The organism is Comamonas sediminis (genome assembly GCF_041107495.1).
GTDB classification, from domain to species: Bacteria; Pseudomonadota; Gammaproteobacteria; order Burkholderiales; family Burkholderiaceae_C; genus Comamonas; species Comamonas sediminis.
Map to the genome: position 1 here is coordinate 173,424 of NZ_JBGBDC010000004.1, position 23,803 is coordinate 197,226.

The 23,803-nt window shown below is 55.6% G+C and carries 22 protein-coding genes and 2 pseudogenes; 12 read left to right on the forward strand and 12 right to left on the reverse strand.

Features of this window, described 5'->3' with window-relative positions:
• The first annotated feature begins 25 nt into the window (after positions 1-25).
• Both AB7A72_RS10945 and AB7A72_RS10950 read left to right on the forward strand, forming a co-directional pair.
• Positions 26-664 carry a hypothetical protein gene (locus AB7A72_RS10945; protein ID WP_369459960.1) on the forward strand — a complete coding sequence of 213 codons (639 nt, stop codon included), beginning with the start codon at positions 26-28 and terminating at the stop codon, positions 662-664.
• 642 nt (positions 665-1,306) lie between these two features.
• Entirely contained in the window at positions 1,307-2,275 is a 969-nt protein-coding gene (locus AB7A72_RS10950) for a tripartite tricarboxylate transporter substrate binding protein (RefSeq protein WP_369459961.1), read from the forward strand.
• A 454-nt stretch (positions 2,276-2,729) separates the two neighbouring features.
• Here the strand turns inward: AB7A72_RS10950 and AB7A72_RS10955 are convergent, their stop codons facing one another.
• From AB7A72_RS10955 to AB7A72_RS10965, 3 genes are all read right to left on the reverse strand, one after another.
• On the reverse strand, positions 2,730-2,927 hold the full coding sequence (locus AB7A72_RS10955) for a hypothetical protein (protein WP_369459962.1): 198 nt from the start codon (positions 2,925-2,927) through the stop codon (positions 2,730-2,732).
• Between the two features lie 53 nt (positions 2,928-2,980).
• Complete coding sequence (locus tag AB7A72_RS10960; RefSeq protein ID WP_369459963.1) at positions 2,981-3,154, reverse strand: hypothetical protein; 174 nt, start codon at positions 3,152-3,154, stop codon at positions 2,981-2,983.
• A gap of 93 nt (positions 3,155-3,247) precedes the next feature.
• On the reverse strand, positions 3,248-3,412 hold the full coding sequence (locus AB7A72_RS10965) for a hypothetical protein (protein ID WP_369459964.1): 165 nt from the start codon (positions 3,410-3,412) through the stop codon (positions 3,248-3,250).
• A 1,207-nt stretch (positions 3,413-4,619) separates the two neighbouring features.
• Here AB7A72_RS10965 and AB7A72_RS23755 point away from each other — a divergent pair.
• The 5 genes and pseudogenes from AB7A72_RS23755 (at position 4,620) to AB7A72_RS10990 (ending at position 7,245) form a co-directional block, all read left to right on the forward strand.
• On the forward strand, positions 4,620-4,766 hold the full coding sequence (locus AB7A72_RS23755) for a hypothetical protein (protein ID WP_407064973.1): 147 nt from the start codon (positions 4,620-4,622) through the stop codon (positions 4,764-4,766).
• Positions 4,767-4,776: 10 nt separating this feature from the next.
• Positions 4,777-4,938 (forward strand): hypothetical protein, encoded by a 162-nt coding sequence (locus AB7A72_RS10975; RefSeq protein WP_369459965.1) that lies wholly within the window; start codon positions 4,777-4,779, stop codon positions 4,936-4,938.
• 102 nt (positions 4,939-5,040) lie between these two features.
• Positions 5,041-5,561, forward strand: a pseudogene (locus AB7A72_RS10980) (IS21 family transposase); the annotation flags it as partial.
• A pseudogene (istB, locus tag AB7A72_RS10985) lies at positions 5,556-6,355 on the forward strand (IS21-like element helper ATPase IstB); the annotation flags it as partial. The pseudogenes AB7A72_RS10980 and istB, both read left to right, overlap by 6 nt.
• A 59-nt stretch (positions 6,356-6,414) precedes the next feature.
• On the forward strand, positions 6,415-7,245 hold the full coding sequence (locus tag AB7A72_RS10990; RefSeq protein ID WP_369459966.1) for an extracellular catalytic domain type 1 short-chain-length polyhydroxyalkanoate depolymerase: 831 nt from the start codon (positions 6,415-6,417) through the stop codon (positions 7,243-7,245).
• Between the two features lie 814 nt (positions 7,246-8,059).
• Here the strand turns inward: AB7A72_RS10990 and AB7A72_RS10995 are convergent.
• From AB7A72_RS10995 to AB7A72_RS11005, 3 genes are all read right to left on the reverse strand, one after another.
• Positions 8,060-8,824, reverse strand: a complete 765-nt coding sequence (locus AB7A72_RS10995) for a S1 family peptidase (protein WP_369459967.1) — start codon at positions 8,822-8,824, stop codon at positions 8,060-8,062.
• A gap of 1 nt (position 8,825) precedes the next feature.
• The gene (locus AB7A72_RS11000; RefSeq protein WP_369459968.1) at positions 8,826-9,119 is read right to left on the reverse strand and encodes a hypothetical protein; all 294 of its coding nucleotides are present in this window, start codon (positions 9,117-9,119) and stop codon (positions 8,826-8,828) included.
• Positions 9,120-9,203: 84 nt separating this feature from the next.
• Positions 9,204-9,713 carry a hypothetical protein gene (locus AB7A72_RS11005; RefSeq protein ID WP_369459969.1) on the reverse strand — a complete coding sequence of 170 codons (510 nt, stop codon included), beginning with the start codon at positions 9,711-9,713 and terminating at the stop codon, positions 9,204-9,206.
• Positions 9,714-10,219: 506 nt separating this feature from the next.
• Here AB7A72_RS11005 and AB7A72_RS11010 point away from each other — a divergent pair.
• The 3 genes from AB7A72_RS11010 to AB7A72_RS11020 all read left to right on the forward strand — a co-directional run bounded on the left by AB7A72_RS11010 (position 10,220) and on the right by AB7A72_RS11020 (position 11,732).
• Positions 10,220-10,444 (forward strand): hypothetical protein, encoded by a 225-nt coding sequence (locus AB7A72_RS11010; RefSeq protein ID WP_369459970.1) that lies wholly within the window; start codon positions 10,220-10,222, stop codon positions 10,442-10,444.
• Between the two features lie 28 nt (positions 10,445-10,472).
• Complete coding sequence (gene infA, locus AB7A72_RS11015; protein ID WP_133859181.1) at positions 10,473-10,739, forward strand: translation initiation factor IF-1; 267 nt, start codon at positions 10,473-10,475, stop codon at positions 10,737-10,739.
• Between the two features lie 651 nt (positions 10,740-11,390).
• Complete coding sequence (locus tag AB7A72_RS11020) at positions 11,391-11,732, forward strand: hypothetical protein (protein ID WP_369459971.1); 342 nt, start codon at positions 11,391-11,393, stop codon at positions 11,730-11,732.
• A 1,391-nt stretch (positions 11,733-13,123) separates the two neighbouring features.
• Here AB7A72_RS11020 and AB7A72_RS11025 read toward each other — a convergent pair.
• Positions 13,124-13,777: an inovirus Gp2 family protein gene (locus tag AB7A72_RS11025; protein ID WP_369459972.1), complete on the reverse strand. Its 654-nt coding sequence runs from the start codon at positions 13,775-13,777 to the stop codon at positions 13,124-13,126.
• A gap of 322 nt (positions 13,778-14,099) precedes the next feature.
• Positions 14,100-14,315 (reverse strand): AlpA family transcriptional regulator, encoded by a 216-nt coding sequence (locus tag AB7A72_RS11030; RefSeq protein WP_369459973.1) that lies wholly within the window; start codon positions 14,313-14,315, stop codon positions 14,100-14,102.
• 445 nt (positions 14,316-14,760) lie between these two features.
• Here AB7A72_RS11030 and AB7A72_RS11035 point away from each other — a divergent pair, with 445 nt between their 5' ends.
• Complete coding sequence (locus AB7A72_RS11035) at positions 14,761-15,738, forward strand: hypothetical protein (RefSeq protein WP_369459974.1); 978 nt, start codon at positions 14,761-14,763, stop codon at positions 15,736-15,738.
• On the opposite strand, the gene AB7A72_RS11040 is transcribed toward AB7A72_RS11035, so the two are convergent.
• The 3 genes from AB7A72_RS11040 to AB7A72_RS11050 all read right to left on the reverse strand — a co-directional run bounded on the left by AB7A72_RS11040 (position 15,713) and on the right by AB7A72_RS11050 (position 20,425).
• Positions 15,713-16,915 carry a tyrosine-type recombinase/integrase gene (locus tag AB7A72_RS11040; RefSeq protein WP_369459975.1) on the reverse strand — a complete coding sequence of 401 codons (1,203 nt, stop codon included), beginning with the start codon at positions 16,913-16,915 and terminating at the stop codon, positions 15,713-15,715. The two genes, AB7A72_RS11035 and AB7A72_RS11040, sit on opposite strands and share 26 nt — an antisense overlap.
• A 707-nt stretch (positions 16,916-17,622) precedes the next feature.
• Positions 17,623-18,555 carry a pyridoxal-phosphate dependent enzyme gene (locus AB7A72_RS11045; protein WP_239808649.1) on the reverse strand — a complete coding sequence of 311 codons (933 nt, stop codon included), beginning with the start codon at positions 18,553-18,555 and terminating at the stop codon, positions 17,623-17,625.
• Positions 18,556-18,859: 304 nt separating this feature from the next.
• Positions 18,860-20,425: an MFS transporter gene (locus tag AB7A72_RS11050; RefSeq protein ID WP_369460132.1), complete on the reverse strand. Its 1,566-nt coding sequence runs from the start codon at positions 20,423-20,425 to the stop codon at positions 18,860-18,862.
• 128 nt (positions 20,426-20,553) lie between these two features.
• Between AB7A72_RS11050 and AB7A72_RS11055 the strand changes: the two genes are divergently transcribed.
• Complete coding sequence (locus AB7A72_RS11055) at positions 20,554-21,498, forward strand: LysR family transcriptional regulator (RefSeq protein ID WP_369459976.1); 945 nt, start codon at positions 20,554-20,556, stop codon at positions 21,496-21,498.
• A 217-nt stretch (positions 21,499-21,715) separates the two neighbouring features.
• On the opposite strand, the gene AB7A72_RS11060 is transcribed toward AB7A72_RS11055, so the two are convergent.
• Positions 21,716-23,692 (reverse strand): HEAT repeat domain-containing protein, encoded by a 1,977-nt coding sequence (locus AB7A72_RS11060; RefSeq protein WP_369459977.1) that lies wholly within the window; start codon positions 23,690-23,692, stop codon positions 21,716-21,718.
• Positions 23,693-23,803: the final 111 nt, after the last annotated feature.

The following is a 23,803-nucleotide window of genomic DNA, read 5'->3' on the forward strand; positions in this document are numbered from 1 at the left end:
ATTTACTTCGACATTTAGGAAAAAAATGAAAGTACTCGTCCTCGTATCGCTGTCTGTCTTGAGCCTTGCTGCTTGTGGTGCCAGCAAAATCCCAGAAACCTCGGATGTAAAAGCTCTTCTGGAGTCCAAGATCCAGGGCTGCAAGAACATCAAAATCGCCAACGCCAAGAAGACCAATGGCTATCCGCACTCGACTTTGGCTGATGTCCATGTGGTGGAGTATTCGTACACCCTTGCCCTGAAAAACCCATCGGAGTACAAGTCGTTGGCTGGTACCTATGAGAAAGAGAAAAATACGCTGCAGTCTTTCAACTCTTCCATCGATGACATCCTCACACGCTCTAGCGCAGCGCTGGCGGAAAAGCGCAACCAAGAGTTTGCCCAGTTGCAGTCGGAAGGCCGTGAAATTGAAAAGAGAAAGAATGAATTCATGCGCCAAGCCAAAGTTGTTGGAAATGTGTCCTTTAAGATCAGCCAGTACTACCTGGAAGGATGCGCAGAGTCCATCGAAGACGTGGCGCCGGTTAGCGGCTTTCACGGTAGGCAAACTCTGAATGTTGGCCTCAGACCTGACTCAACTGATGGTTGGTTCGATATCAATGATATTGGCATGACCGGCAAAGCCATGATGCGCAAGACTGACAATGGATGGCGTGCCTATTGAGCGCTAAGTTATGCTGACTTAGGCAAACCAGCAAACGATAGGAATTAGGCGTCCAAGCTATAGGCTTGGACGCCTTTTTAATTTAGCAAGAGCGGCCGTTAGACCACGCGGCTGCTGTCATTTGATCTCAATAAAAAAACCGAACTATGGGTAGGGCGTTCATACTCGTCTCCATTGCTTTCAAGACTTTTCTTAGATCTCAGCTTGCACCTACGGTGCAAACATATCTTCGTAATTTTTTTTTTTCAGCGGAAACTTTACGTTCTCTGGTTCCCATGAATGCAGAAATCAAGATCGTCTGAGATCAAAGGATCGCATATGACGACGGCAATGGGCACGCGTTGTGTGAGTTGGGGAACATGGTCTAGTTATAAGGTGCGCTGATCAGGTGCCGTAGTACTCACGCGAAGGGGCAGATAGGGGGCAAGGCGCCATCCATAAGACGGCAATTCATCGAACAACTGGCACGGCTCCATCAGCTCACTGACCGCGAAACGACCAGGCTGCGCCCCAACTCCCGATTCCGATGGTTTTCCCTGCGTTGCAGTGCCGGTGGAACTGCTCTGTCACCCGTGTTGTGGGTGCTGAGGGGTGGCGTCGCTAGACTGCAGGGCAAACAGCCTTTCGTGCAAGGAGACAACCATGCAACGCCGTACTTTTGCAGCTATCGCATTGAGCATTGCCGTTGTGAGCGCTGCGGGTTTTGCCGCGCCCGCCAGGGCACAAGCTGATTACCCTAACCGGCCTATCGTGCTGATCGTGCCCTATGGGGCGGGAGGTGTGAGCGATGTCGTGGCGCGGGCGCTGGCTTTGTCGATGGGCAAGCAGTTGGGGCAGTCGATCATCATCGAGAACAAGCCGGGTGCTGGGGCGTCGATGGGCGTGATGGACATGAAGAATGCCAAGCCTGATGGCTACCGGCTGACCTTAAGCCCGGTGGGTATTTTTCGCCAACCTCATATCCAGAAGGTGTCTTATGATCCGATTGCCGACCTGACCTATGTTGCGGCCTTTATGTCGTACGACTTTCTGCTGGCCGTGGCGCAGGATTCGCCGTTTAAATCTGTCAAGGACATTGTCGATCAGTCTAAGAAGCAGCCCGGCTCGGTCGATTACGGCACACCCGGCAAGTTTTCGGCCAACCATGTGCTGATGGCCTTGCTGGAGAAGAAGGCGGGTGTACAGTTCACCCACGTGCCGTACAAGGGAGATGCCGAGGCGGTGAATGCCTTAATTGCGGGCCACACCAAGACGGGGGTGTTTGGCAATACGGTGCTACCGCATATGCAGTCAGGCAAGCTGCGTGCGCTCGCCATTGCCTCAGAAACGCGCCCGTCAGCCTTTGCCAATGTACCGACCTTCCGTGAACAGGGTTATGAAGTGGTAACGCCGTCGCCGCTGGGCATTGCGGGGCCCAAGGGCCTGCCGCCCGACATTGTGCGCAAGCTCGAAACCGCTGTGAAGTCTGCCATGGACGACCCCGCTTTTCAGCAGGCGGCCGCAAACTATGGAGTACGGCTGGAGTACCGCAATGCCCAGGATTACAGCGCCTTTGCGAAAAAGGCCTTCGCCGAAGAGGGCGCGATTGTGCAGAGCATCGGGCTGAACTAACGGTTTGTGGCGCGGATGGTATTAAGAGCGTATGTAGACGCTCTGGTTTGCCAAGCCTTCAATTCGTGATGACGAGAGCGTCGTGGTTTCACGCGTCGAATGTGCTTGTCCGTCCGCAACGACAGGCTACATTCGCTGCTAACTCCACCTCAAGAAACTATGACCGTTCAAGGCTGGTTGCGGCCGTTCGTTGAACCGCTTCCCGATGACCGCTACCACCAATAGCAGCCTGTCCACTTACGGCATTGGAGTGCTCAACGATCTTTCCCTGAAGCCTATTGTCCTCAATAGGAGCCATAAGGCACGGGCCAGACGCCATCTGCATCAATGTCCAGGTGGAGTATTGAACTCAGGCCTTGAGCCTTAAGCATTCAACTGTCCAACTTCTTGGGGTCAGTTCACTGTGCGGGCTGGTATGTCTTAGACCAATAAGGTCCCCTAGTGGATCAAATCATCAGTGACTTGTTTGTTTTGACCAGATCTTTTTTTCTTGGCCGCGATAGGAGAGTTCGATCCCCTCATAGTTAGGGCGTCCGGACCAAGTGGAACGCGCAGGTTGCGCGCCATTCTTGTAAGTGATTCTTTCGCTTTCAAGCCGAGACTTTTGGATCTCCGACAACCTGGCTGGGGTATCTTTAAAGTTCAGCTTCATGGTCTATGTTTCCCGTTTGTTTGCAGTCCCACTTGATCTCTCGGCCTTTAGTCTCATGACGAAACCAAATAGATTTCATGCAGTTGCTCTGTAACGCGTCTTTCTGCTTGCAGCTGGTAACCTTTGGCTTTCCACTCTTCAACCTGAGCTGCTGTTTGGCTTCTCGCCACGCGCCGCGTATTGCGTGCTCCAAGTCGACCAATGAAGACGTCGAAAAATTTATTCATTCCTACTCCTCTGAAAACGCAGAAGCACCACATTCGGTGCTTCGTCCAAGCCGCGGAAGACTACGATCAAGTGCTCTTACGACCGCTGAGAGGTCACAGCGTTAAGAACGCTTGCTGGCCTTGCTCTTGATCTTGCTTCTCCTTTTCAGAAGGCGTCTTTGACCCTTGTTCTTGTGGAGATGGGATAGCAGCGATAGCGAGATTTCTCTTGATCGTGTCCCAAAATGATTCGGGTGGGTAGGCTGAGAATTTGAACATGTAGACCTCCGGTCTATTGCGGCGAATCAAGATGGATTGCCTCGACCCACCTTACTCCTTTTAATGACCTTAAACCGAGGGGGGTGGGTGTTTTTAGTTGCCCCCTAAGGCTGGATCGAGGCGCGATTTGGACCTACTTGAAGGACATCTACGTTCCCTCGCTCAATCCCCCGGCCATGAGATACCCTGATGGGCTGCTTCAACTAAGGGATGAGATGAGCTATGGATCAATACTGTTTTTTTTCTTCATGTGTTGGCTGTCGTTCTTAGTCTAATGGCTTCTTTCACGAGGGCCTCTGCGTGGTCCACGCTTTTCCGCCGTCCTCAAGAGAGGGCAGTCAAACCCAAAAATCTAGCTTCCAAAAAAACACTGAGAAAGAGGTGAGGCAGTCATCGAAGACTACCAGCGCTGGCTTGGCGCGTTTCCCGAAGTCGCGCAGATGCTTAAGAGCCTTCGCGCAACAGTACTTGGCGGCGAGCCGATCAACGCCAGTACAGCTGTAGAAGATGAGGTATGCACCGTTGGTGGGCTCCGCACCCAATTGCTCAAGATGCAGTAGATGCTCCCAGCCGTCCACGTTGGCGAGCGAATCATCCCGCCTGCAGACAACACGGTCTCAATCTCAGCAGCGGGCTACCGCCCCACCGCTGAAGAGTTCGTAAAGAGCCCGCCGAACTATTCGGCCTGTTTGTGACCGGTTCCCGATAGGTGGGCGACAGGGTTCGGTAAATTTGTTTTGGGGATTAGCTGCATATGCTCAACCCTGTTCCGAATTAGTTGCTTTTGATCTTCCGGGAGATCTTTGAAGGTGGTGTTCATAGACCGCTCCAAGAGGGATGTGGTCATCAGCTGAAACTGGCCGTGGTCTGGGTGAGATGACACTAGAGCTGCAATGAGCAACTCATGCACCTGGGCCAAGCAGAGCAACATGTCTTTCTCGCGCTCTATGTGCGTACAGAACCTCGACACCTCTTCAAGTGATTCAAATTTCATAAACACCCTCGTGGTGATGGTTGTGTGAGAACTCCATCGTAAGCCAAGAGGTTCCGCACAGATGAGCGAAACGCAGAGGGCAGACCTGTCATGAGCAACAAACATAGAATTGCTGTGCAGGCCCTCACAGTGTCGGCTGCTGCGCTGCTGGCATAGTTCGGCGCCGAGGGCTTCCGCTCCGCTCCCCACCCTCACATCCCCACGCAGGGCGACGTGGCGACCATTGGCTACGGCTCCACGGTCTGCAAAGACGGCAACCGCGTGACCCTGGCCGCAGAAACCATCGAATCCGTCACGGAGCTGGGAGCGCTCCAGGCCAGCCCCGCCGGTCGTGCCGCTCTGGCCGGCCGCATTACCTGAGAACCATTCCATGAAACAGCTTTTTCACGACATGCTGGGCGAGGCTACGCGCCTGTCGCGCACTGGCAATTTGCTGGAAGCAACCGAGCTGATTCAGCGCACGTTACGAGGCGAAAGCGCGCCCGCGCCCCACGGCAAGACAGCTGCAACCAATCATAGGGAAGAATGTTGATTTCCACACAGAAGTGACCCACTAACCCCCAGGATTTCCATCTAATAGTGACCCGCGTACTAACTCTAGCCTGCAGCTATGTTGAGCAGCAGGAGGCCAGGAGTGATAGACGTGGCAATCCTAAGTGTCATCCGCCGCTGGGCATTGCGTGAGCAGTTGTCCATCCGCGAGATCTCTCGCCGAACCGGCCTGTCTCGCAATACCATCGCATGTACCTGCGATCAGACGTAGCTGAGCCCAGTTATGCCAAGCGGATGAGCTCTTCCAAGCTTGATCCGTTCGCGACCAAGCTATCTGCTTGGCTCAAGACTGAGGCGACACGCTCTCGCAAGCAGCGCCGCACGATCAAGCAAATGCATCTGGACCTGCAGTCTTTGGGCTATCAGGGCTCCTACAACCGCCTGGCTGCTTTTGCTCGCGTTTGGCATAAACAGCACGTTCTGACGCAGCAAACTGCAGGTCGAGGCACCTTCGTTCCCCTTGTCTTCGGGCCTGGTGAGGCTTTCCAGTTTGACTGGAGTGAGGATTGGGCTGTGCTTGGCGGCGTGCGCACCAAGCTGCAGGTGGCGCACTTAAAGCTCAGCCACAGCCGTGCGTTTTACGTGCGAGCCTACGCCATGCGTCATGACCCAGCCATCGCCTCCATAGTGATCATGCTGCGCGAGCTCAAGATGCACGGCATGGCCCGGGCCGTCAGTGAGCTAGCCGAACAAGGCGCTCCGGCGTTTGAAGCCGCTCAGCCTATCCTGTCCCAATTGCTTAAAGCAGAGACAGCCGAGAGAGTGGTACGCGCAGTAGCATATCAACTCAAAGTAGCCAGATTCCCCGCGTATCGGGATCTGGCTGGCTTTGAGTTTCGCCACAGCGAAGTAAATGAAGCGCTGGTGCGCCAGTTGCATCGATGCGAATTTCTGGAAGATGCCAACAATGTGGTTCTGGTTGGAGGACCAAGAACAGGCAAGACCCACATTGCCACAGCGCTCGGTGTTCAGGCCATTGAGCATCACCATCGGCGGTACGCTTTTTCTCGACGGTCGAGCTGGTGAATGTGTTGGAGGAAGAGAAGGCTCAGGGCAAGGCTGGGCACCTTGCAACCAGGTTGTCTTATACAAATCTGGTCATCTTGGACGAGCTGGGCTATCTACCCTTTAGCGCATCTGGTGGGGCATTGCTGTTCCACCTATTGTCCAAACTCTACGAACGCACTAGCGTGGTGATCACCACCAACTTGAGTTTCAGTGAATGGGGCAGCGTATTCGGAGATGCAAAGATGACTACGGCTTTGCTGGACCGGCTCACGCATCACTGTCATATTCTGGAGACTGGCAATGATAGCTTTCGCTTCAAGAACAGCTCCGCACAGCAACCACCAACTACCGTGAAGAAGGAGAGAACCAGCAGAACTCTAGCCTCATCGTTAGCTAACAACTCACGAATCAGAGTGGGTCAAGATTGGATGGAAATGGTGGGTCAGGTTTGCGTGGAAATCAACAGGAAGAAGGCTGGATCGTCGATGCCGAAGCCCGTTTCATCGACGATGCTCCCGAACTCGCCGTGTCTGCGGGCTCATCGCAGGCAGACATCTCCGGCGACGAGCAATGGCTGCGCGGCAGCTACTCGCACGGAGGCCGGCAGCTGGCCTATCGGCTGTATGTGCCGCCAGGCAGTGCACTTGAAGCGGTGCCTCGGCCGCTCGTCCTCATGCTGCACGGTTGCACCCAAGGGCCGGAAGACTTCGCCGCCGGCACGCGCATGAATGACCAGGCACGCAGGGCTGGTGTATTGGTGCTCCATCCTGAACAAACACAGCATGCGAACTCGCAAAAATGCTGGAACTGGTTCAAGGCCCAGCATCAGCAGCGAGGCCGGGGCGAGCCAGCACTGCTGGCGGGCCTCACACGCCAGATCGTGGCTGACCATGGCGCGGACGCGTCGCGTGTCTATGTCGCCGGACTATCGGCTGGAGGTGCAATGGCGGACGTATTGGGACGCACCTATCCTGAGCTGTTCGCCGCAGTGGGTGTGCATTCGGGCTTGCCCGCCGATGCTGCGTCCAATCTGCCATCAGCCCTCGAGGCGATGCGAAGAGGCGCAGCACCAGGCTCGGCCAGCGGTCCCAGCGTGTGTGCAGTGATCGTGTTTCACGGCGATGCCGACACGACGGCGCACCACGACAACGGCGCGGCCGTGGTGAATGCTGCACGAAGCGCAAAGTCCCCAAGGCGCACCTCACGTCATCCATGCGCCGAACCGCCAGCGATTCACCTGCTCTACCTATGTCGCGGCCGACGGAAGTGCCGCCATTGAACACTGGCAACTGCATGGCGCAGGCCACGCATGGTCCGGCGGCAGCTCAGAGGGCAGCTTCACCACGGCAGGAGGAATCGACGCCAGCGCCGAGATGCTGCGCTTCTTCCTTTCGCACAAGCATGCTCACGGCTGATCGAGGGACAGCCTTTACGCAAGTTGTAGTGGCGCTATCCACCCCAAGCCGACGTACGATCTGACCAGAAGCGGTCGTTAGGTGGAATGGATGTCATGCATAGGCAGTGACTCTGGCTTGGAGTCGGAAAGACGACGCAAAAGGGCAAATTCATTTGGCTTTCGAACGCCCGCGGTACTCAAGGTCCTTGGCGGAGTAGGCCTCACGAGTTCGCCAATCCATCTGAATTGGTCCCGCATGATCCAGTGGGTAAGTTATGCGCTCTTGCGCACGTTTGAGTTCCCATTGTTCAGGCGTTATTGTGCGGTGAACAGTGCTTTGTTTAACCATGTTTATGGGAATCCGTTTTCAATCATGCAGATAACAGTCTCCGCTCTTACATTCGGAAGAGCGCGTGAAACTCTTGCTTTCTAAGAGTGCGAGTGTCCAAAACATGGATCAATTGCGTGCGAAAGACAGCCACATTGCCCCGAAGCCAGTTCGCGTCCAGCGGCTAGCGCTTAGGTTTCTATAAATAGCTTCTGGCCCTACGGTACAGTACCCTAGCTCCACGAATCTGAAGCTGCTCTAGCTATCTGCATCGTGTTCGAAGATGGAGATCTAAGTGCACGAGCGAGCAGTTTTGCGTCCTAATTAGAGTCGAAATCGCGAGAGAGGAAGCTCAAAGTAGCTAGTTAATTACGCAGTAAGCAGCAGCAAAACATCTGTGTACCAAGCGCAATTTAAGCCAAGCGACTCGTCTTCGATGACATCACGAGTTCGCATGTCCATTCGTGTGGAATGAACACCCAGCAATTGCCAAGCATCCAAAGAGCGAGCGCTATGGGCCGCGCGTCGGCGTCGCAGCACAGGGGACCCGCTGCTACCACGGTGTGTTCTAGCATCTGTCAAAAAATAGCCTTGCCGCTGAAATCGCACGCCGTAGGCAGACGCAATAGATGCACTTCGCGCCACAGCCAAATAATGAACAGTGTCGTGAAATCCCAGAGGAAAACCAACGACTGTCAGGTCATCGCCAATAGCCACATCCTCACTGCCTGCGTCTAAATTCGAGACGTTAAAAGCTCGCAGCAAGGTCTGCTCCGGCAATCGATCAACGGCAATCTCTATGGCTGCTATATCCACTGAACCAGCTGTGTCCGATGCCCTTGTCCAAAGTTCGGCTCCTTGGCTAAATAGTGGGATTGAGAAGATCGCAATTCTGCTCAGATCATGGGCGGACGTATGAAGCTCGATTTCGATCCGGTCAGGAAGATGCCTGGTGAGCTGGTCTTGCAAAACATGCGAGCTCGTCACTAAAAACAAGCGGGCGTCACGTTGGAAGAAGAAACCACTGGCATTTGTGAGGTGCTGCGAGCCCCAGTAGGTGCGTATGTGTGTCGTGGCTAGAAGGACTTCTTCGAGAGAATTTTGCGAATCAGAAGGAACTGTAGTCCAGCCCATATCAACCCTCATCAGAAACAGCAACTTGCTGGCTCTTCACCGGCTTGACTGCCGCAAACTTCACATGCGGATTGTCGCCGGCATCTTGCTGAAATAGGGAGTCACCACTCACAAAAAACATCACTTTGACAGTGTGCCAAAAGGTAGGAGTAGAGATGGGGATGGGGTTGGGGTTGGCTGACAGATAGGCTCCGGATCCAAATGACGATGCAGGATGGATCGCCTTGTCCCAGGTTACTCCTTTTAATAACCTTAAACGAGACTGGCGAAGAAAAGCTTTGGATTCTTCCCGCAACTATGCTGGATCAGCAACATCAAGCCAACTCCCAATGTCATGCATCAGGATTGACGGCTGTGCAACTTCAGCGCGGGCGTTAAATTAAGCTTCGAACCAATCAACATTGAGGGAGATTGCATAGCGTTGCTTCTTTCCATCAACTCCAGTTCCGCCACCGCCAATGTAGGCATCGCACGAAGTGACCTGTGCATCCAGTCCAGCTCCTTGCAGCATGGCTCTATACGGAATGAGATCTCTTTGGGACAGTTGACCGATGCGCAATCCCTCTACCACCACCGACACTGCCATTTCAAAGCCTGCTTGTTCTTCTCCTGGAACAAGGAACGCCACGCACTCTCGGTGGGCCGACTGACCAAAGGTGTTCCCTGCAATTCGGAAGATGTTCGAAGTGTGCTCGCCATCGTCAGCTACTGCCACCGACTCACCTCTTGCCCAATGCTTTTTTGAAATCAGTTTCTTCGATGCGATCGTCTTCGAAAGAGGGTGAGATAGGATCTTAGGTGCATGTGGCGGACCTCGTGAAAGAAGCCAGTACACAAAGTACGATAGCCAGACCATCACGAAAAACAGCAGTATTTGCCCGTAGCTCATCTCGATCCTTTCATTGAAGCAGCCTTTCAGGCTAACTCATTGCAAGGTAAATTGGCTGCGGGGAAAAGATGACCTTCAAGTAGGCGCATCCAGCGCTTACAGCTTGCCTGGCTACGTACGGACGCGACCGGAGATGCTCCTCAAAGACGGAATGTCCCGCTCACAGTGCAGGCGATCAGAGGGATCACATTGGGTCTCGGCCCAGAGGAGTAGCTGAAGCTTGGTCACATGCCACAAACAGTCCTCGGAGCAAGGCGGTTGGTAGTGCATGACAAGTCATGATGGATGTAGTCCTTTGACGAAAGCCGTCTGTGTGCTATCCTGAAGTTCCGGTCAGGGCATGCTTGCCCCTTGATCCATAAGAGTGCCTGGCTCTTACGCCATTTCGCACACTATCCTAGGCAAGCTCTCAAGCCACAATAAATTCCTAGGGTCGGCTTTCCCCTCTTCTGCATTTATTTCTGGCGCTTCAAGCTCCACCGTTTCAGCGCGTGGAGCGCGCACGTATGTTCCAATTTTTTAAAGACACCAACAAAATCTCTCGTTATTTCATCTCGCCTGGCGTGAGTGAGCAGCCAGATGGCAAGTTTCAATCAGCAGTCTCTTTGAAATCTGGCCAAGGCTCTGTTACTCAAGACACCGTCTACACCTTCTCAAAGCTTTTTGAGACCGCTCAGGAAGCGGTCGATCATGCCAAGCATGATGGCATGCAACTTGCCCTCTTGAAGTAACCCCACGGGCCATCACCAAGGACACACATTGAGCAAAGAAGACCTGATCGAAATGCAAGGGAAGATCGGAGAAATTCTCCCCGATGCAAGGTATCGAGTTACCCTGGATAACGGCCACACCTTGGTTGCGTACACAGGCGGAAAGATGCGAAAGCACCGAATCAAGATCATTGCGGGCGACAATGTGACTATTGAAATGTCACCTTATGACCTGACGAAGGGCAGAATTACTTTCCGGCACCTACCTCCTCGATCAGGAACCGCAGGCGGTTCAAATAACTTCCGTAAACGGTAGGCGAATAAGCCTTGCATCCCAAATGCCTCCGAGCGGTATTTATTCCCAAATGAGCGTGGAACTAGCTCTCTAACCACCAGACACCTTGACAGCTCTCTCGCCATTTTCCGAACCATCGCACCACATGCACTCAACACTAGTCGCTCTAGCCCTGCTCTTGGCCTCACCGGCCATGGCTGCGAACTACGCCACCTGCATCCTAGATAAGGCTGGCCAGGTGCAGAACGACAAGGCGGCAATGGCTGCGGCTCAGGCTTGCTTAGCGTCCTTCCCTAGCGGTATTAAGGCCGTAAAGCCAGGTTCAGGACGCGAGCTCACTGGCTACGATTCGGGCGCTGAGTGCACAGCGAAGAAAGCTGCAGACACTCGAAGCGAGATGGCCGCGTACCAGATCAAGCGTGCTTGCATGAGGCTGTATGACGAGCCACAGACGCATACCAGTACGATGTTGCCTGCTCCATCATCTCCGCCGTAGAAGCTGGAGAGCACTATCTGCACTATGGCGCCCACGGCCGGATTGACAAGGTTACGACCCCCAGTGCGAGCAGCACCGATCCCAACGCGGTCAGCTACCTCTATAACAGCGCAAGTCAGCGGCTCCTGAAAACCGATGCTCGGCAAAGTGCCACTAGCCCTCATACCGAGTTTGCCTTGTACAGCGAGGAAGACTCTTCGCAGCTGCTGGGCGTGTACAGCAATGAGCGCAGTGCAAGTTCTGCCGCCGCTGCGGGCGAGATGGACTGCACCGAAGTCTTCTACCTGCCTACTGCGCAAGGTCTGTTGCCCGTCGCCACCCAGATCAATGGCCGGCTCTATGCCATACATTCCGGTCATCTGAATACGCCACGCCGCATGACAAATGCAGGCGGCCAAGTGGCCTGGCAAAGGCTCGTGACGGGCTTTGGTGAAGTGAGCCTAAATCTCAATATCGACGAGGCTCAGCAATGGGTAGTCACGCACCATGCGCAAGTGGCTGGGGACACTGGCAATTAGCCTTGGCCTGACTTTTACGAGGTGAACGCGTGCCACACCGTTAGGCTAATCCAGTTTGTCATGTGGTAGTTTGCGCAGCGACCGCTTCGACAGCGGGAGCAGTCGTTAGAGGAGACGCACCGATTGACGGCAATCGCTGCAGAGCCGACTTAGCTAGATGAAGGCCTCGTCAGGCCGTGAGCCGTCATCAAGTTCCGACCGGTCAACAGGGACGGGTCTCGGTCTCATTTTCTGGGCCCTGCGAGGCATCCTAGGTGGAGTTCGTCACCACCTACCCAAGGCATTGGACCAGGTCTTGTCGAGGCCCGAGGCTGAGTAGCTTACGGTATCATTTTGAACACCAAAACTTGGATGCTCTTCCTGCCCTGGACGGCGAACTCTCAGGCGTGAGATGTCGTACGAGGTGAAGTGCGCACCCTAACCAGCTGTCTTGGAGGCTAGTCTCTCAGACTACGGCGGCCATGGCCCCTGTCACTCAGGAGGCACTTTCTCAAACTCGCTTGCCGCAGTCCTGCCGGGGAGCGACGTCAAATCCGCCGCGGGCCGCCTACACAAAAAAGAGTTGTGGCACTCCTGCTGGTGCGGCGCCTGCGTAGAACTTGATGAGTGTCGAAAACGAAGTGGTCAACCTATTGCCGCCGCGTGGGTCCACGACTTTAGCTGTCATTCCTTCGAAATCGGTCGTGTCTCCAGCATGAGCTGCGAGAATCACGGCATGTCCCGTCTTGAACTGAGACGTGTAGCCAAGGAGCAGCACTGGACCAGGAGGAGTTTCGCCGAAACGTCAGCCGCCATCGACTTCAAGCCATCTATGCGCAATTTCAGCGCTTTGGCGAAGGGCTCCACCCACTCTACGGTCATGGGCGACTTCGCGTCATACGTTGATTTCCCCATCCCCCTGAGTTCACCAGCAAGTTGCTGCATGGTAACTGGTAGGCCTCTAGCCTCGGACATAAGCATCGCACTTAAAGCGAGCCAGCACAAATCGGCCGATCCTTGATCGACCGAATAAACCTTTTCGCGGTGATCGATTGACACCGGGGCAGCCGTGACGAGACCGGAGACACTTGCTGCGCTTACGGAAAGAATAGCGTCCCTGCAATTGGCCATTTACCCTTATTCATGGTTCCCGGACGTCTTGCGTTCAATGTCACTAGTTTTGCTTGCACTCAGCTCTCCTTTTGCCCGCACTTGGATGGACTGGCTTTTCGTTGCCGCTATTCCGATACTGGCTGCAGACTGGTAACGCATGGAGGGAAGCATCAAATGCAGTTCGCTATTGGGGCGAAGCAACCGAGCGGTGGCACGAGCGTCTCTTCTTCGCTCTACGTCCTCTTGGAATGCGGAAGAAACGCACAGAGCAGCGCGAAATCACTGCTTTGTCGCCCCCTCTAGTTGTTGCTGCAACCAAAGGTGTGAAACCCTTGGTTGTATTCTTTGGTTTGCAACTTCGCGAGGTAGCTCACCCGGTATAGGGCTTGCCGCAATGATTCCTCATCCCCCCTAGTGATGTGGTAAGTCGGATTGTCGGGAACATGGACATAGCCTGGCATATCGCCAACAAACATGCCAAGAGCTGATGCCCAGGCCCCATGGATCCTTGCGAACATGTTATTGCTTTCCAGGTTGAACCTCCCCATGAATGCATAGGCAGCGTGGTTGAATACCAAGGCAACGTGGTAGTGCACACGGCCATTGCCACTAATCTCCCTGGTCCACATAAAGCGCATATTCGCGTCATGAACGCGATGATCCTCATTCCTACTTTGAGTCTGTGCGTGCTTGATCTTGGCACGCATGGATGCGATGAACTTCGATATAACTGCATTGCTGAGCAATATATCAACGGAGACATGGCTTGGTACATACAAATCAAAGCGCATTACACAGATGCTGCTATTACGCTCCAAAGAGCGATATAGGCAATCATGGATGCGCTGGAGGTGGTTGGTAATCAAGTACCCGTGGTTGGTCTGAACAGGATATCCATGGAAGTGATCTTCATAGAGCAATTGATGGTTGGTATTCAATGGATTGCGTTTCATGCTGTGTGTCATGGTTTGGTTAGACACACTGTTGAACGCAGCAACTAAGCTTACACTTTCATGGATAAAAAGTGCTTTGTATCTAAAGCTGATGCTTATGTATTGAGGAGATCAATAAACACATATATGCCGCAATAACTCTCACTGTCATGTCCGATTGTGTAAATGATTTATTGCTAGGTCAGGTCTTCATTCTATATAATTAAAATAAAACTTAAACCTACATAAAAAAAGCAGGCCTGCCTTCAAAAGGCGTAGGCCTGCATTCGGTCGTTGATCTCTCCAGAGTGAATTGACATTAGAATTTTACTCTTGAAAATTATCAGGCGCGTGGTTGGTCTCTGGCGCAGATCTTTTGAAGGATCCAGTCGTCAATTTCGCTTTCAATCCAGCCGACCGATCTAACCCCAAGATTGATGGGTTTGGGGAATTTGGACTTTTTGAGCAATGCGTAAACGGTGGTCTTACCTAGACTCGTTTTGAGAAGCACTTCTTTGAGTTTAAGAACGCGCATGTTTGGCTCCGATGGTTTTGGCATCGGATTGCGTATGGCTTTCTTTTTTAGCTCTCACTTTCGGTCCGTGACGCGACCCAAGAGAGAACGTTCTGGAACTACGAAAAAATGTCTACGTATCTCTGGTCTTTTATGTCACAAGCAATTTTTAAAGATCTATTTTTTTTCCAGCGGTTGGTGATGTAGGAGGATGAGCGCTTCTATAGCGCGCAAGCTTCCAAGAGATTTCCACCTAAGGTTGAGACAACGTGCGGCACTGTTACAGGCCCATCATCCCGTTGTCTATAGAAGGCAGCTCAAAAGTACTTCTTATAGAAAAGTGAGGACTTCACTACACATCTAAAGCTACAAGGCTTGACAAGAGTTACCTAATAAGAGATGGTAGGTATGGTCAAAAATACCTGGGAAATGCCTGGGCGCGGACAATTTTCGGACATCAAGAATACTATTGATATCTCATTATCATTTTATGAAAAATTATACCCCTCAAAAAATAGCTGCATCAAAAGCGGCTTTTGCCGAAGCCTTTGGATTAGATGTATGTACAAGAAGAAATCTCGAATCAATTGCATTTCATTTGCGTGTTGATGTCGACATCGGGGATGTGACCCAAGATTGCCTAATAGTGGAGATCTGGGATCAATTGATTAAAAAGGGATACATTCCTGCTCACGGATATGGCCTGGCAGGCGAATTGAATTCATTTACTGCTAAAAATGAATTGTCTTTAGAGATATGGAAGCTGGCTACAACGTTCAATGTGCAAGAAGAGGCTTTTGAGTTCTTGTTGAGCTTTTCAAAGAAGACTATACAGTATAAATTGGGGCAAACGGGTATATTTCGTCCCGTGACAATAGCGAAAATTTTTGAAAGTTCTCAATCTAAGCGTGTGTTAATTGGATATCTATTTGATATCTCTGAACACTCAGTAGATCACATTGTTGGCTTTCTTCTGGCATTGAGGGCATCTACGAAAAAATTCCTGTTGGAATGGCATAGTCAATTTGTTTGGTTTAAAAATGACAAAAATAAAGAAAAGCTAAGAGCTGCATCTTATTATTCTGGAAAACAAATTTCTGTGGATGAGGGTGAGCTTACAGTGAAGTCTTTTGGGAAAAATCCTAAAATATTCCTGATGCCACCAATACATCAGATTGATGATATTGAGTTATTTTTTCATCGACAAGATATGTCCTCGGTTCTCAAGTTGTTTGTTTACGAAAAAATCCGCGGACTATACAATAAAAGGTCGTCTCGTGAAGAGAATAAAAAGACTCAAAAGAATTGTAATTTCTTACTGACTCCTGAAGCGAAAAAAATGATTGAGCAGCTCGCTAGAGAATGTGGTGTTAAAGGGCGTGGATCCGCGCTTCTTAATATACTATTTCAAGCTCATAACAACCAAGTGCTGAAAAATATAATTAAGGGGTATGCGATGGTGCGCTAATGAAATTTGACCATTCCTGCATCATTTGGCGCCGTTTTTCCAGCGCATCACCGCGTCGATAAGCAGCTTCCACCTTGCTTTCCAAGGTGTGTGCCAAAGCATGTTCCGCCAGTTCCCGTGGAAAATTGGTTTTTTCTCCAGCCCAATCACGGAATGTAGATCGAAAGCCGTGTGGAACTGCGGTCGCTTTCATGCGCCGCATTACAGCAGTCATGGTCATATCGGAGAGCTGTTGTCCTTTGGTTCCTGGGAAGATCAGGTTACTGCTCTCAATGCGAGGCATCTCAACAAGTAGCTTTAGTGCTGCTTCAGTAAGCGGAACTCTGTGTTCCGCGCCAGCCTTCATGCGTGCAGCCGGAATTGTCCAGATGGCTTTGTCGAAGTCAATTTCAGACCAAAGTGCGCCCCGCACTTCACCGGAGCGTGCTGCGGTGTGAATGAGAAATTCAAGGGCTCGGGCTGCAATACCAGCACGCGTACGCAAGCCCTGCATGAAGGACGGCATGTTATCTACGGGTATTGCACGGTGGTGCTCCACCTTTTGGATCTTGCCTGGTGCTGCTAACACCTTGTCGAGGTGGCCTTTCCAGCGAGCTGGGTTCTCTCCACTGCGGTATTTGCGAACTGTGGCCCAATCGAGCACGGACTCAATTCTTCCTCGAAGGCGACTCGCGGTTTCGTTCTTGGTGTTCCAGATGGGCTCGAGGCAAGCCAATATGTGAGGAAGATCGATGGCCGACACACTCACCAGCCCCAGATGCGGCATGGCATAAGCATCAAGGGTGTTCTCCCATTGCTGACGGTGCTTGGCGTTCTTCCATTCGGAAGACTTGGTCTTGAGGTATTCCTCGGTACACCAGCGAAACGATTTTTCTGTGGCGGCCTTCGACGCGATAAGGGTGCGTTGTTGCACTTTGGGAGAGATGGGGACCTGGCCGTTTCGAAGATCATCGTGGATCCTTCTAGCTTTGTCACGTGCTTGCTGAAGGCTGACTGCCGGATATGCCCCAAGGCCCATGTCTTTGCGCTGATCACCAACTGTCACTCGGAGGATCCATCCTCGGTAGCCGGCTGAGATGCGCAGGTGCAATCCGGCGACGCCTCCTACGGCATGTCTACCTTCTGTTTTGATGGCCGCAACTGCGCGGTCGGAGAGTTGTTTGGCGACTTTGGGCATGGTCTCGGATGTAGCAGATCTATGCCCACATTATGCCCACATAAAACATTTGCTGTTAGCGAACTTTGACGAACTTTGACGAACCTATCCTTAGAAATTGACTAATTAATTCAATGATATACATTACTATTGCGAACTTTCGCGAACTTGTCTATGGCGGACTCCGTTTCCGCCAAGTACCAACCCCTGAGTGTTCGCACTCAGGGGTTTTTGGTTTTCGGGGCCCTCCATACCGCAAAACCCGCCAATGCGGTCTTTTCGGCCGGATTGCCGGGGAGAAATCCCGCTATCGACCTCTCGGCAGCCAGATTCATCCAGGCGTGGCCCAGCGACCCCATCGTATGCATGGCCTGCGCCATGGCTTACAGGCTTTTGGAAAGGCAGCATGCCAAGGCTCGCAGTGACATGGAGGCTGTGCAAGCCCCGGTGCCGAAGGCGGGAGCGCCTGCGCTAGGCATTGTCCCGTGGCTTTTGCTGAGGGGCGATGGCGCCCGCAAGGTGTGGGTGTTGCGATTTGCCTTCAACGGCAGATGCAGCAGGAGAGTTCACCGGGCAGTGACCGGATAGCGCAGCGCGGCACCAAAAGAGTAAGGCTGCACAGCAGCTGGCGGCCCCTGCGCCCAACAGCCTCTGCGCATCTCTGGCGATGCGGGAGCCCGCGACCTCCACCCGGGCGCGGGTGGATGGCGCCGCCGCTGCGGTCTCTGTCAGGCGGCAGCACCCAGCTGCTGCCGCCATAGGCGCAGCTGTTCGACAGTCGCCGTAGCGCCACCACAAACGATGACCAACGGCGCTTTCAACCCGTCGAGAGCGGGAGGCTGGGCACTGTAGAGCGGGGCGAGCGAAGCGCCACATGCTGGCTCAACGAGAATGCGATGGTCGAAAAGGAAGCGTTCGCAGGCGTCGAGTGCTTCCAGGTCAGTGACGACGTGCGTGCGAATGTCATGCGTGCGGGTCAGGTTGAAAGCGTTCTCGCACACCTGCTTTGCGCCGAGCGACGTGGCGATGCTGGTGATGGCAGGCAGCTCGATGCGGGCACTATGCTGGACAGACTGCGACAGCGAATCAGCACCTGCCGTCTCGATCGCTACCACGGGCATCTTGCTCAGCCCATTGCGGTCCAGGCCTGCCACGACACCGGAGAGCAAGCCGCCGCCGCCCACGGACAGCACAACGCAGTCGAACTCGACCCCGGCGCGCACCGCCTCATCGACCATCGTCGCGTGGCCTTGCCACATGGTCTCGTTGTCGAACGGATGCACGAATGCGGTGTCGTCATCGAGTTGCGCCAGCGCGAGCGTATTGGCCTCCTGCCAGGAGGCGCCATGCACGACAACTGCGGCACCTTCCTGTTCAATCAGTTGCTTGGCGCGTGCGGTCGTGGTTTCCGGCACGTAGACCGTCACCGGGATGCCAAGCTGACGACCGCTATAGGCGACCGCAATTCCGGCATTGCCGCCGGACGAGGAGATGAATCGCTTCTTGCCCTGGCGCACATGGGCTTCGCAAAGGGCACCTACACCGCGAAGCTTGAAAGAGCCCGAGGGTTGCAACGCGTCCAACTTCAGCCAGACGTCTTTGGCGCTCAGCAGGCTGAGCGGTTGCGATCGGACGAGAGGGGTTTCAATGTGGAGTGGCATGGCAGATCATGGGCCCGATGGGCGCGGTTCGTTGGCGGGGATTTGGCGTGCTGACAATGGCGGCATACGCAGGCTTGCCAAGGCGAAGCTGCTGAGGATCAGCAGCATGCCCGCCCAGACGGGTGGTGCGGACTCGCGAAGCAGCAAGGCGCCCGTGAGCGCCCTGAAAACCAGGAGCCAGTGTATGCGCTGCCGGGTGCTCCCTGAATAGCCAGCGGTAGCTTGCGCGATACCGGCAAGCGGCTTGGGCGGACGCGCCCCGGCGTTTGTACGTCCCTCATCGATGCCTTCGGCGATGGGGCGGTCACCGCCTGGGCCTGCCACCGAAAAATATCACAGCGCTTCCCAGCGCCAGCAGCCATACCGCAATCGCTGCATACAGCATCAAGCCGCTGAAGCCATGGGCCAGTGCCTCGCGGGCAATGCCGGTCAGAGACGGCGTGGACGTGCCGGCGTCGGCGCTCGCCTGCAGCGCGTGCAAGTTGCCGGACGCAACCCCATTGGCCATCTTGCGCAGTGACTCGGCATCCACAGCGCCAGGCAATGCAGCCTGCAGGTGCTGCTGCACGCCATGGACCAGCAAAAAGCCCATCAACGAGATGTTGATCGACAGCGTGATCATGCGCGCACTCATGTCAATGCCGGAGGCCATGCCGGCGCGGTTGTGGGCGACCGAGCCCGTGGTGGTGTTGGTGACCGGGGTGTTGGTAAGCCCCAGCCCGGCACCAGCCATCAGGCAGCCTGGCAGCACGTACAGCCAGTGGAGATGGACAAGCTGGCTGCCTATAAGCATCAGCACGAAACCCAGTCCAATGACAAACAACCCCAGCGGAATCGCAATATGCGGGCCATAGCGCATCGCGATGCGCTCGCCAACCACTGGAAACACCAGCGTTGGAAGCGTGTAGGCCAGCAGGGAAACACTGGCAGCCGCGACATCCTGGCCTAGCGCGCTCTGAAAATAAATGGGCAGGTAGATGATAAATGCCCAAAAGCTGAAGTTCATGCCCATGGAGCCCATCAGCGCACCCGAGAAATGGCGCACCCGAAAGACGGAGAAGTCGAACATGGGATGCGGGGCATGCAACTCCACCCACACAAACGCAGCAAAACTCAGCAGGCCAACAGTGATGGCGGCCAGCGCGGGCACGCTGGCAAAACCGGTGTATGCGCCCTGCGTCACAAAGAAAGCCAGACCGAACACCGCGAGAGACAGCGTCACGATGCCCGCGATATCCAGCGTGCCGGCGTCCGGATCATGGGATTCCTGCACGGCCATCGCGGCCGGAATCAGCGTGAATGCGGCCAGGAATACATGTACCCAGAACACCCAGCGCCAGTCTGCCAGGGCGACGATCAGGCCGCCTATCAGCGGGCCAAAACCCAGACCGATACCCAAAATGATGCCCCAGATGCTGAATGCGCGGCTGCGCTCGGCGCCTTGGGGAAACTGGTGAGAGAGGACGGACACCAGGCAGATCAGCATGGCGCCGCCGCTGGCTCCCTGGAAGGCGCGGCTGGCAATCAATAGCGGCGTGTTCCATGCCATGCCGCACAACAGCGATGCGACTGCGAACAGCACGGTAGAGATCAGAAAGACCCTCTTGCGGCCAAAACGATCGGCCAACGATCCGGTGGCCATGAGCACCGAGACGCATGCAATGGTGTAGGCATTCATGATCCACTGAATGTCCTTGAAGTCGCTGTGGAGCACGGACTCCAGCGTTGGCAAGATCACCGGCACGCTGGAGATCTCGAGGCTGAACATCAGCGCTGCCAGACAGACAGAAAGCAGCGCGAGGCGATTGCGGCGGGCCATGGTCAGAGGCAGGCGGTCTGTGGTTGATCCATGGGTATCTCTCAAGGACATGGTTAAACGCTCCAAAAACAGGAAAGCGGCGTTCTGGTGCAGAACACTCCATGCGAGTTTGCGGGAATATAATTCCCGGATTAGCGCAATAAATTCCCGTTTATGACGCCTTTTGGGAACCAATAAAGATGGCAGTACAGGACCCTCTCGACGGTGTATCCACATTTGTGCATGTGGTGGACGCCGGTGGCTTCACCTCGGCTGCTGCGCGTATGGGTGTGACGCGTTCGGCGGTCGGCAAGGCCGTGGCCAAGCTGGAGGCGCGCCTGGGAACACGGCTTTTGCAGCGCAACACGCGCAGGCAGACCCTCACCGAGGAAGGGCAGATCTATTACGAGCGCTGTATTCGCGCCCTGAAGGAGCTGGAGGCGGCCGAGTCGGATCTGGACAGCGGACGAATGCAGCCCAGCGGCCGCCTGCGGGTGAGTGTGCCCGAAGGCTTCGGTCAGTTGTGCGTGACACCCATCCTGCTGAATCTGACGCGGTTGTACCCGCGATTGAGCATGGATCTGTCATTCAGTGACCGGGCCGTCGATCTGATCGAAGAGGGCTTTGATCTGGCCATACGCATAGGCCCGCTGCATGACAGTGGCACGTTGTCTGCGCGCCTGCTGGGCACGCAGCACATCAGCATCGGTGCGTCTCCGGCCTATTTGGCCCGCCATGGAACACCCCGGAATCTGGAGGCGCTCGATGGCCACACCGTCCTGGGCTATTCGAGATCGGGTGTGCTTGCGCCGTGGAATGCCCTGCCAGCCACCGGGGGCAGCGCGCCAGCAAGCCATCGCCCGCAACTGCGCTCTCAAATCAGCATGGACGATATCCAGGCCCTGGCTGCTGCTGCCGTTGCCGGCTATGGCATTGCCTGGGTACCTTGCTGGCTGCTGAGCAGCTATGTCCAACGTGGTGAGCTGGTACACATCCTGCCCGCATACCGGGCCCGTTCCTATGAGATCCATGCTATCTGGCCCCAGACGCGGCAATTGCGTTGCAAGCTCCGCGTGGCCATCGATGCGCTGGTGGCAGAGATCCCTGCATTGCTGAATGCAGATGGGGTGCAGAAATCAACATGAACGGCGTCACGTTCTGCACTGCTCCAGCCTGCGCGTCTCCAGCGAGCGGACTGTGTATGTCTCCATCCGCACCGGCACTGCAGATCGAGAGAATGCCTGCGGGATCGGGATGTACCGGGTGCGCCGCAATGGGGGCGGGAGGTGCCTGCCAGCCCCGCTCACCCCATCCGGCAATCCGCTGACAAAGGCACTGCGCCGGCACCACCGGACCTGCGTGCTAGCGTTGCTTGCGCCGCTGCCGGGCATGGGCCAACAGGAATGCGCGCGTGCCCGGCACATCCTGCCCGTCGAGCGCGCCACCGTCTACCGCTCCACTGGCCAGCCAGGCATGCAATGCAGCCTGCGCCACCGTCAGATCAAGCTCTGTCAGCAGCAGCTTGACCAGCGGCGCCCCTGCTGCAGGGTCTGCGATCTGGCCCAGCGCCATGGCTGCACCCTGGCGGCGGCGCGCATGGGGGCTGCTGAGTTGGTCGACCAGTGCAGGCACAGCCGCTCGATCGCCCAGGCGGCCCAAGGCCTCCAATACCTCCTCGGTGGCGGTATCGGTTTGCAGCGCCCGTATCAAATCGGGGATCGCCTCGCGCGTGGCTGCTTGCGCCAGCGCTTCGGTGATCAGCCGCGCATCGGCAGGCGACGCCGCCAGCGGCAATGCAGCAGCCAGCGCTGCATGGGTCTCGGCGCTGGGCGTGGCCGACAGCGACAGCGTGGCCGCGTCCCGCAAGGGGTTGCGGCGGACCATGAGAGGTGCCAATAACCTGGCGCCTTGCGGGTCGCGGAACTCGGCAAGCGCCGCACTGTAGCGGTACCGCAAGCCATCGCCGGCCTCCTGGGCTGCGCCGATCAGCGCAGGCAACACCTCAGCCCCTTGCGCAGCCAGCGCTGCGCAGACGTTATGGACATACTCGTTGCGGATGCCGGGCAGCAGGCCCAAGAGCAGGGCCTGCACCTGGGGCCCGCGAAGATTCTTGCAGGCGTATGCGACGGCGCTGGCGTTCCAGTGATGGGGATCGTCTTCCAATGCCCGCGCGAAACCTTCGAAACCCTCCCTACAGCCCATGGAGGCCAGCGCCTCGGCCACGCGCACAGCGTCGCCGCTGGAGAGCTGGGGCAGCAGGGCGCGCAGATGCTCTGCCGCGTCCTCGGGCGCCGTGCGCGCCAGCTGCAGCGCAGCGGCACGGCGCACCTGCAACGACGCCGACTGCAACCCGGCGCGGGGCCACTGCTGCTCGCCGGGCCCTTCCAACTGCGCCAAAACTTCGGCCCATTCGCTGGCATCGCGTGGTGTCCTGGCCTGCTCCAGCAGGGCCATCAGTTCGGGCACGGCTTCTTGCGCCTTCAGCAGGCCCAGCGCCGGGCCGGCAACCGCCACCCCGGCACGCAGCAGCGGCGCGATCGCACGCGCGTCGCCCAACTCGCCAAGCACCTTGACCAGTTCCATCCGCAGCTGCAGCGGCATCCCCCGGCGCGGGTGTTCCAACGTCTCGATCAAGGGGGCCACCGCTGCCGCGTCGCCCAGGCGCCCTAGTGCGCTGATGCAGGTCCGGCGGACTCTCGCGTCCGCGTCGCCGAGTCCTTCGATCAGCAGTTCGAGGTTGGAGCGCGTGGATTTCTGGACCACCGTGCTGCACAGCGTGTTGATCACCTCGTCGAAGTCCTTCTTTTTGTCGGCCTCTTCGCGCCGCAGCGTGCGGATGGCCTCCAGCAGCTCGGCAATCCAGTGCTCGTCGGCATGGCTGTGGATGGATGTGGCGGCATACGCGCGCACCGCCGCGCTGCGGTGGCCCAGGGCCTTGAACAAGGGCGCACGCGCCTGCGGCGAGGAGATACGGCCCAGGAACATGAAACCCGAGCAGGCTTCATCAACGCTCTTGGATTTGGCCATGCGCAGGTACAGGGGCAACGCATCATTCGAGGGGCGGGCCAACAAGGCCTGCTTGGCCGCGTCTGCCACCTTGGCGTCTTCGTCCAGCGTGGCTTTCAGCAAAAGCGCGGGCGCACGATCCGCCAATGCGTGCAGCGCACTTCGGGCCAGCGGCAGCCGATTTTCCGGCGCGGACCGTAAAAAGGCCGTGGTGGCCTCGAAGGCCACTGCCGGGTCTGCATGAGACAGCGCTTCCAGCGCCAGGAACACATCGACGTTTTTCGTCGAGCTCTGCAACTGGTCTGCCAGTGCCTGGCTGAGATTGTCGTTCATAAGTACTAGAAGGCTCGGCAGGTTTGCCGGGGTGCTACCTGCCCAAGAAGCGGTCCCCGCATGGCAACCGCCCCGAGGCCGCCAGGGAACAAGTCGCCCACCCATACATCG

Excerpts from the sequence above, each read along its gene's own strand:
- AB7A72_RS10965 (WP_369459964.1), bottom strand. The coding sequence starts at position 3,412 with ATGTTCAAATTCTCAGCCTACCCACCCGAATCATTTTGGGACACGATC.
- AB7A72_RS11055 (WP_369459976.1), top strand. The coding sequence starts at position 20,554 with ATGGCAGTACAGGACCCTCTCGACGGTGTATCCACATTTGTGCATGTG.
- AB7A72_RS10950 (WP_369459961.1), top strand. The coding sequence starts at position 1,307 with ATGCAACGCCGTACTTTTGCAGCTATCGCATTGAGCATTGCCGTTGTG.
- AB7A72_RS11005 (WP_369459969.1), bottom strand. The coding sequence starts at position 9,713 with ATGAGCTACGGGCAAATACTGCTGTTTTTCGTGATGGTCTGGCTATCG.
- AB7A72_RS11060 (WP_369459977.1), bottom strand. The coding sequence starts at position 23,692 with ATGAACGACAATCTCAGCCAGGCACTGGCAGACCAGTTGCAGAGCTCG.
- AB7A72_RS11050 (WP_369460132.1), bottom strand. The coding sequence starts at position 20,425 with ATGTCCTTGAGAGATACCCATGGATCAACCACAGACCGCCTGCCTCTG.
- AB7A72_RS11025 (WP_369459972.1), bottom strand. The coding sequence starts at position 13,777 with ATGAAACGCAATCCATTGAATACCAACCATCAATTGCTCTATGAAGAT.
- AB7A72_RS10975 (WP_369459965.1), top strand. The coding sequence starts at position 4,777 with ATGAAACAGCTTTTTCACGACATGCTGGGCGAGGCTACGCGCCTGTCG.
- AB7A72_RS11035 (WP_369459974.1), top strand. The coding sequence starts at position 14,761 with ATGAAAAATTATACCCCTCAAAAAATAGCTGCATCAAAAGCGGCTTTT.
- AB7A72_RS11045 (WP_239808649.1), bottom strand. The coding sequence starts at position 18,555 with ATGCCACTCCACATTGAAACCCCTCTCGTCCGATCGCAACCGCTCAGC.
- AB7A72_RS11010 (WP_369459970.1), top strand. The coding sequence starts at position 10,220 with ATGTTCCAATTTTTTAAAGACACCAACAAAATCTCTCGTTATTTCATC.
- AB7A72_RS10960 (WP_369459963.1), bottom strand. The coding sequence starts at position 3,154 with ATGAATAAATTTTTCGACGTCTTCATTGGTCGACTTGGAGCACGCAAT.
- AB7A72_RS10955 (WP_369459962.1), bottom strand. The coding sequence starts at position 2,927 with ATGAAGCTGAACTTTAAAGATACCCCAGCCAGGTTGTCGGAGATCCAA.
- AB7A72_RS10945 (WP_369459960.1), top strand. The coding sequence starts at position 26 with ATGAAAGTACTCGTCCTCGTATCGCTGTCTGTCTTGAGCCTTGCTGCT.
- AB7A72_RS11030 (WP_369459973.1), bottom strand. The coding sequence starts at position 14,315 with ATGCCAAAACCATCGGAGCCAAACATGCGCGTTCTTAAACTCAAAGAA.
- AB7A72_RS10995 (WP_369459967.1), bottom strand. The coding sequence starts at position 8,824 with ATGGGCTGGACTACAGTTCCTTCTGATTCGCAAAATTCTCTCGAAGAA.
- AB7A72_RS11040 (WP_369459975.1), bottom strand. The coding sequence starts at position 16,915 with ATGCCCAAAGTCGCCAAACAACTCTCCGACCGCGCAGTTGCGGCCATC.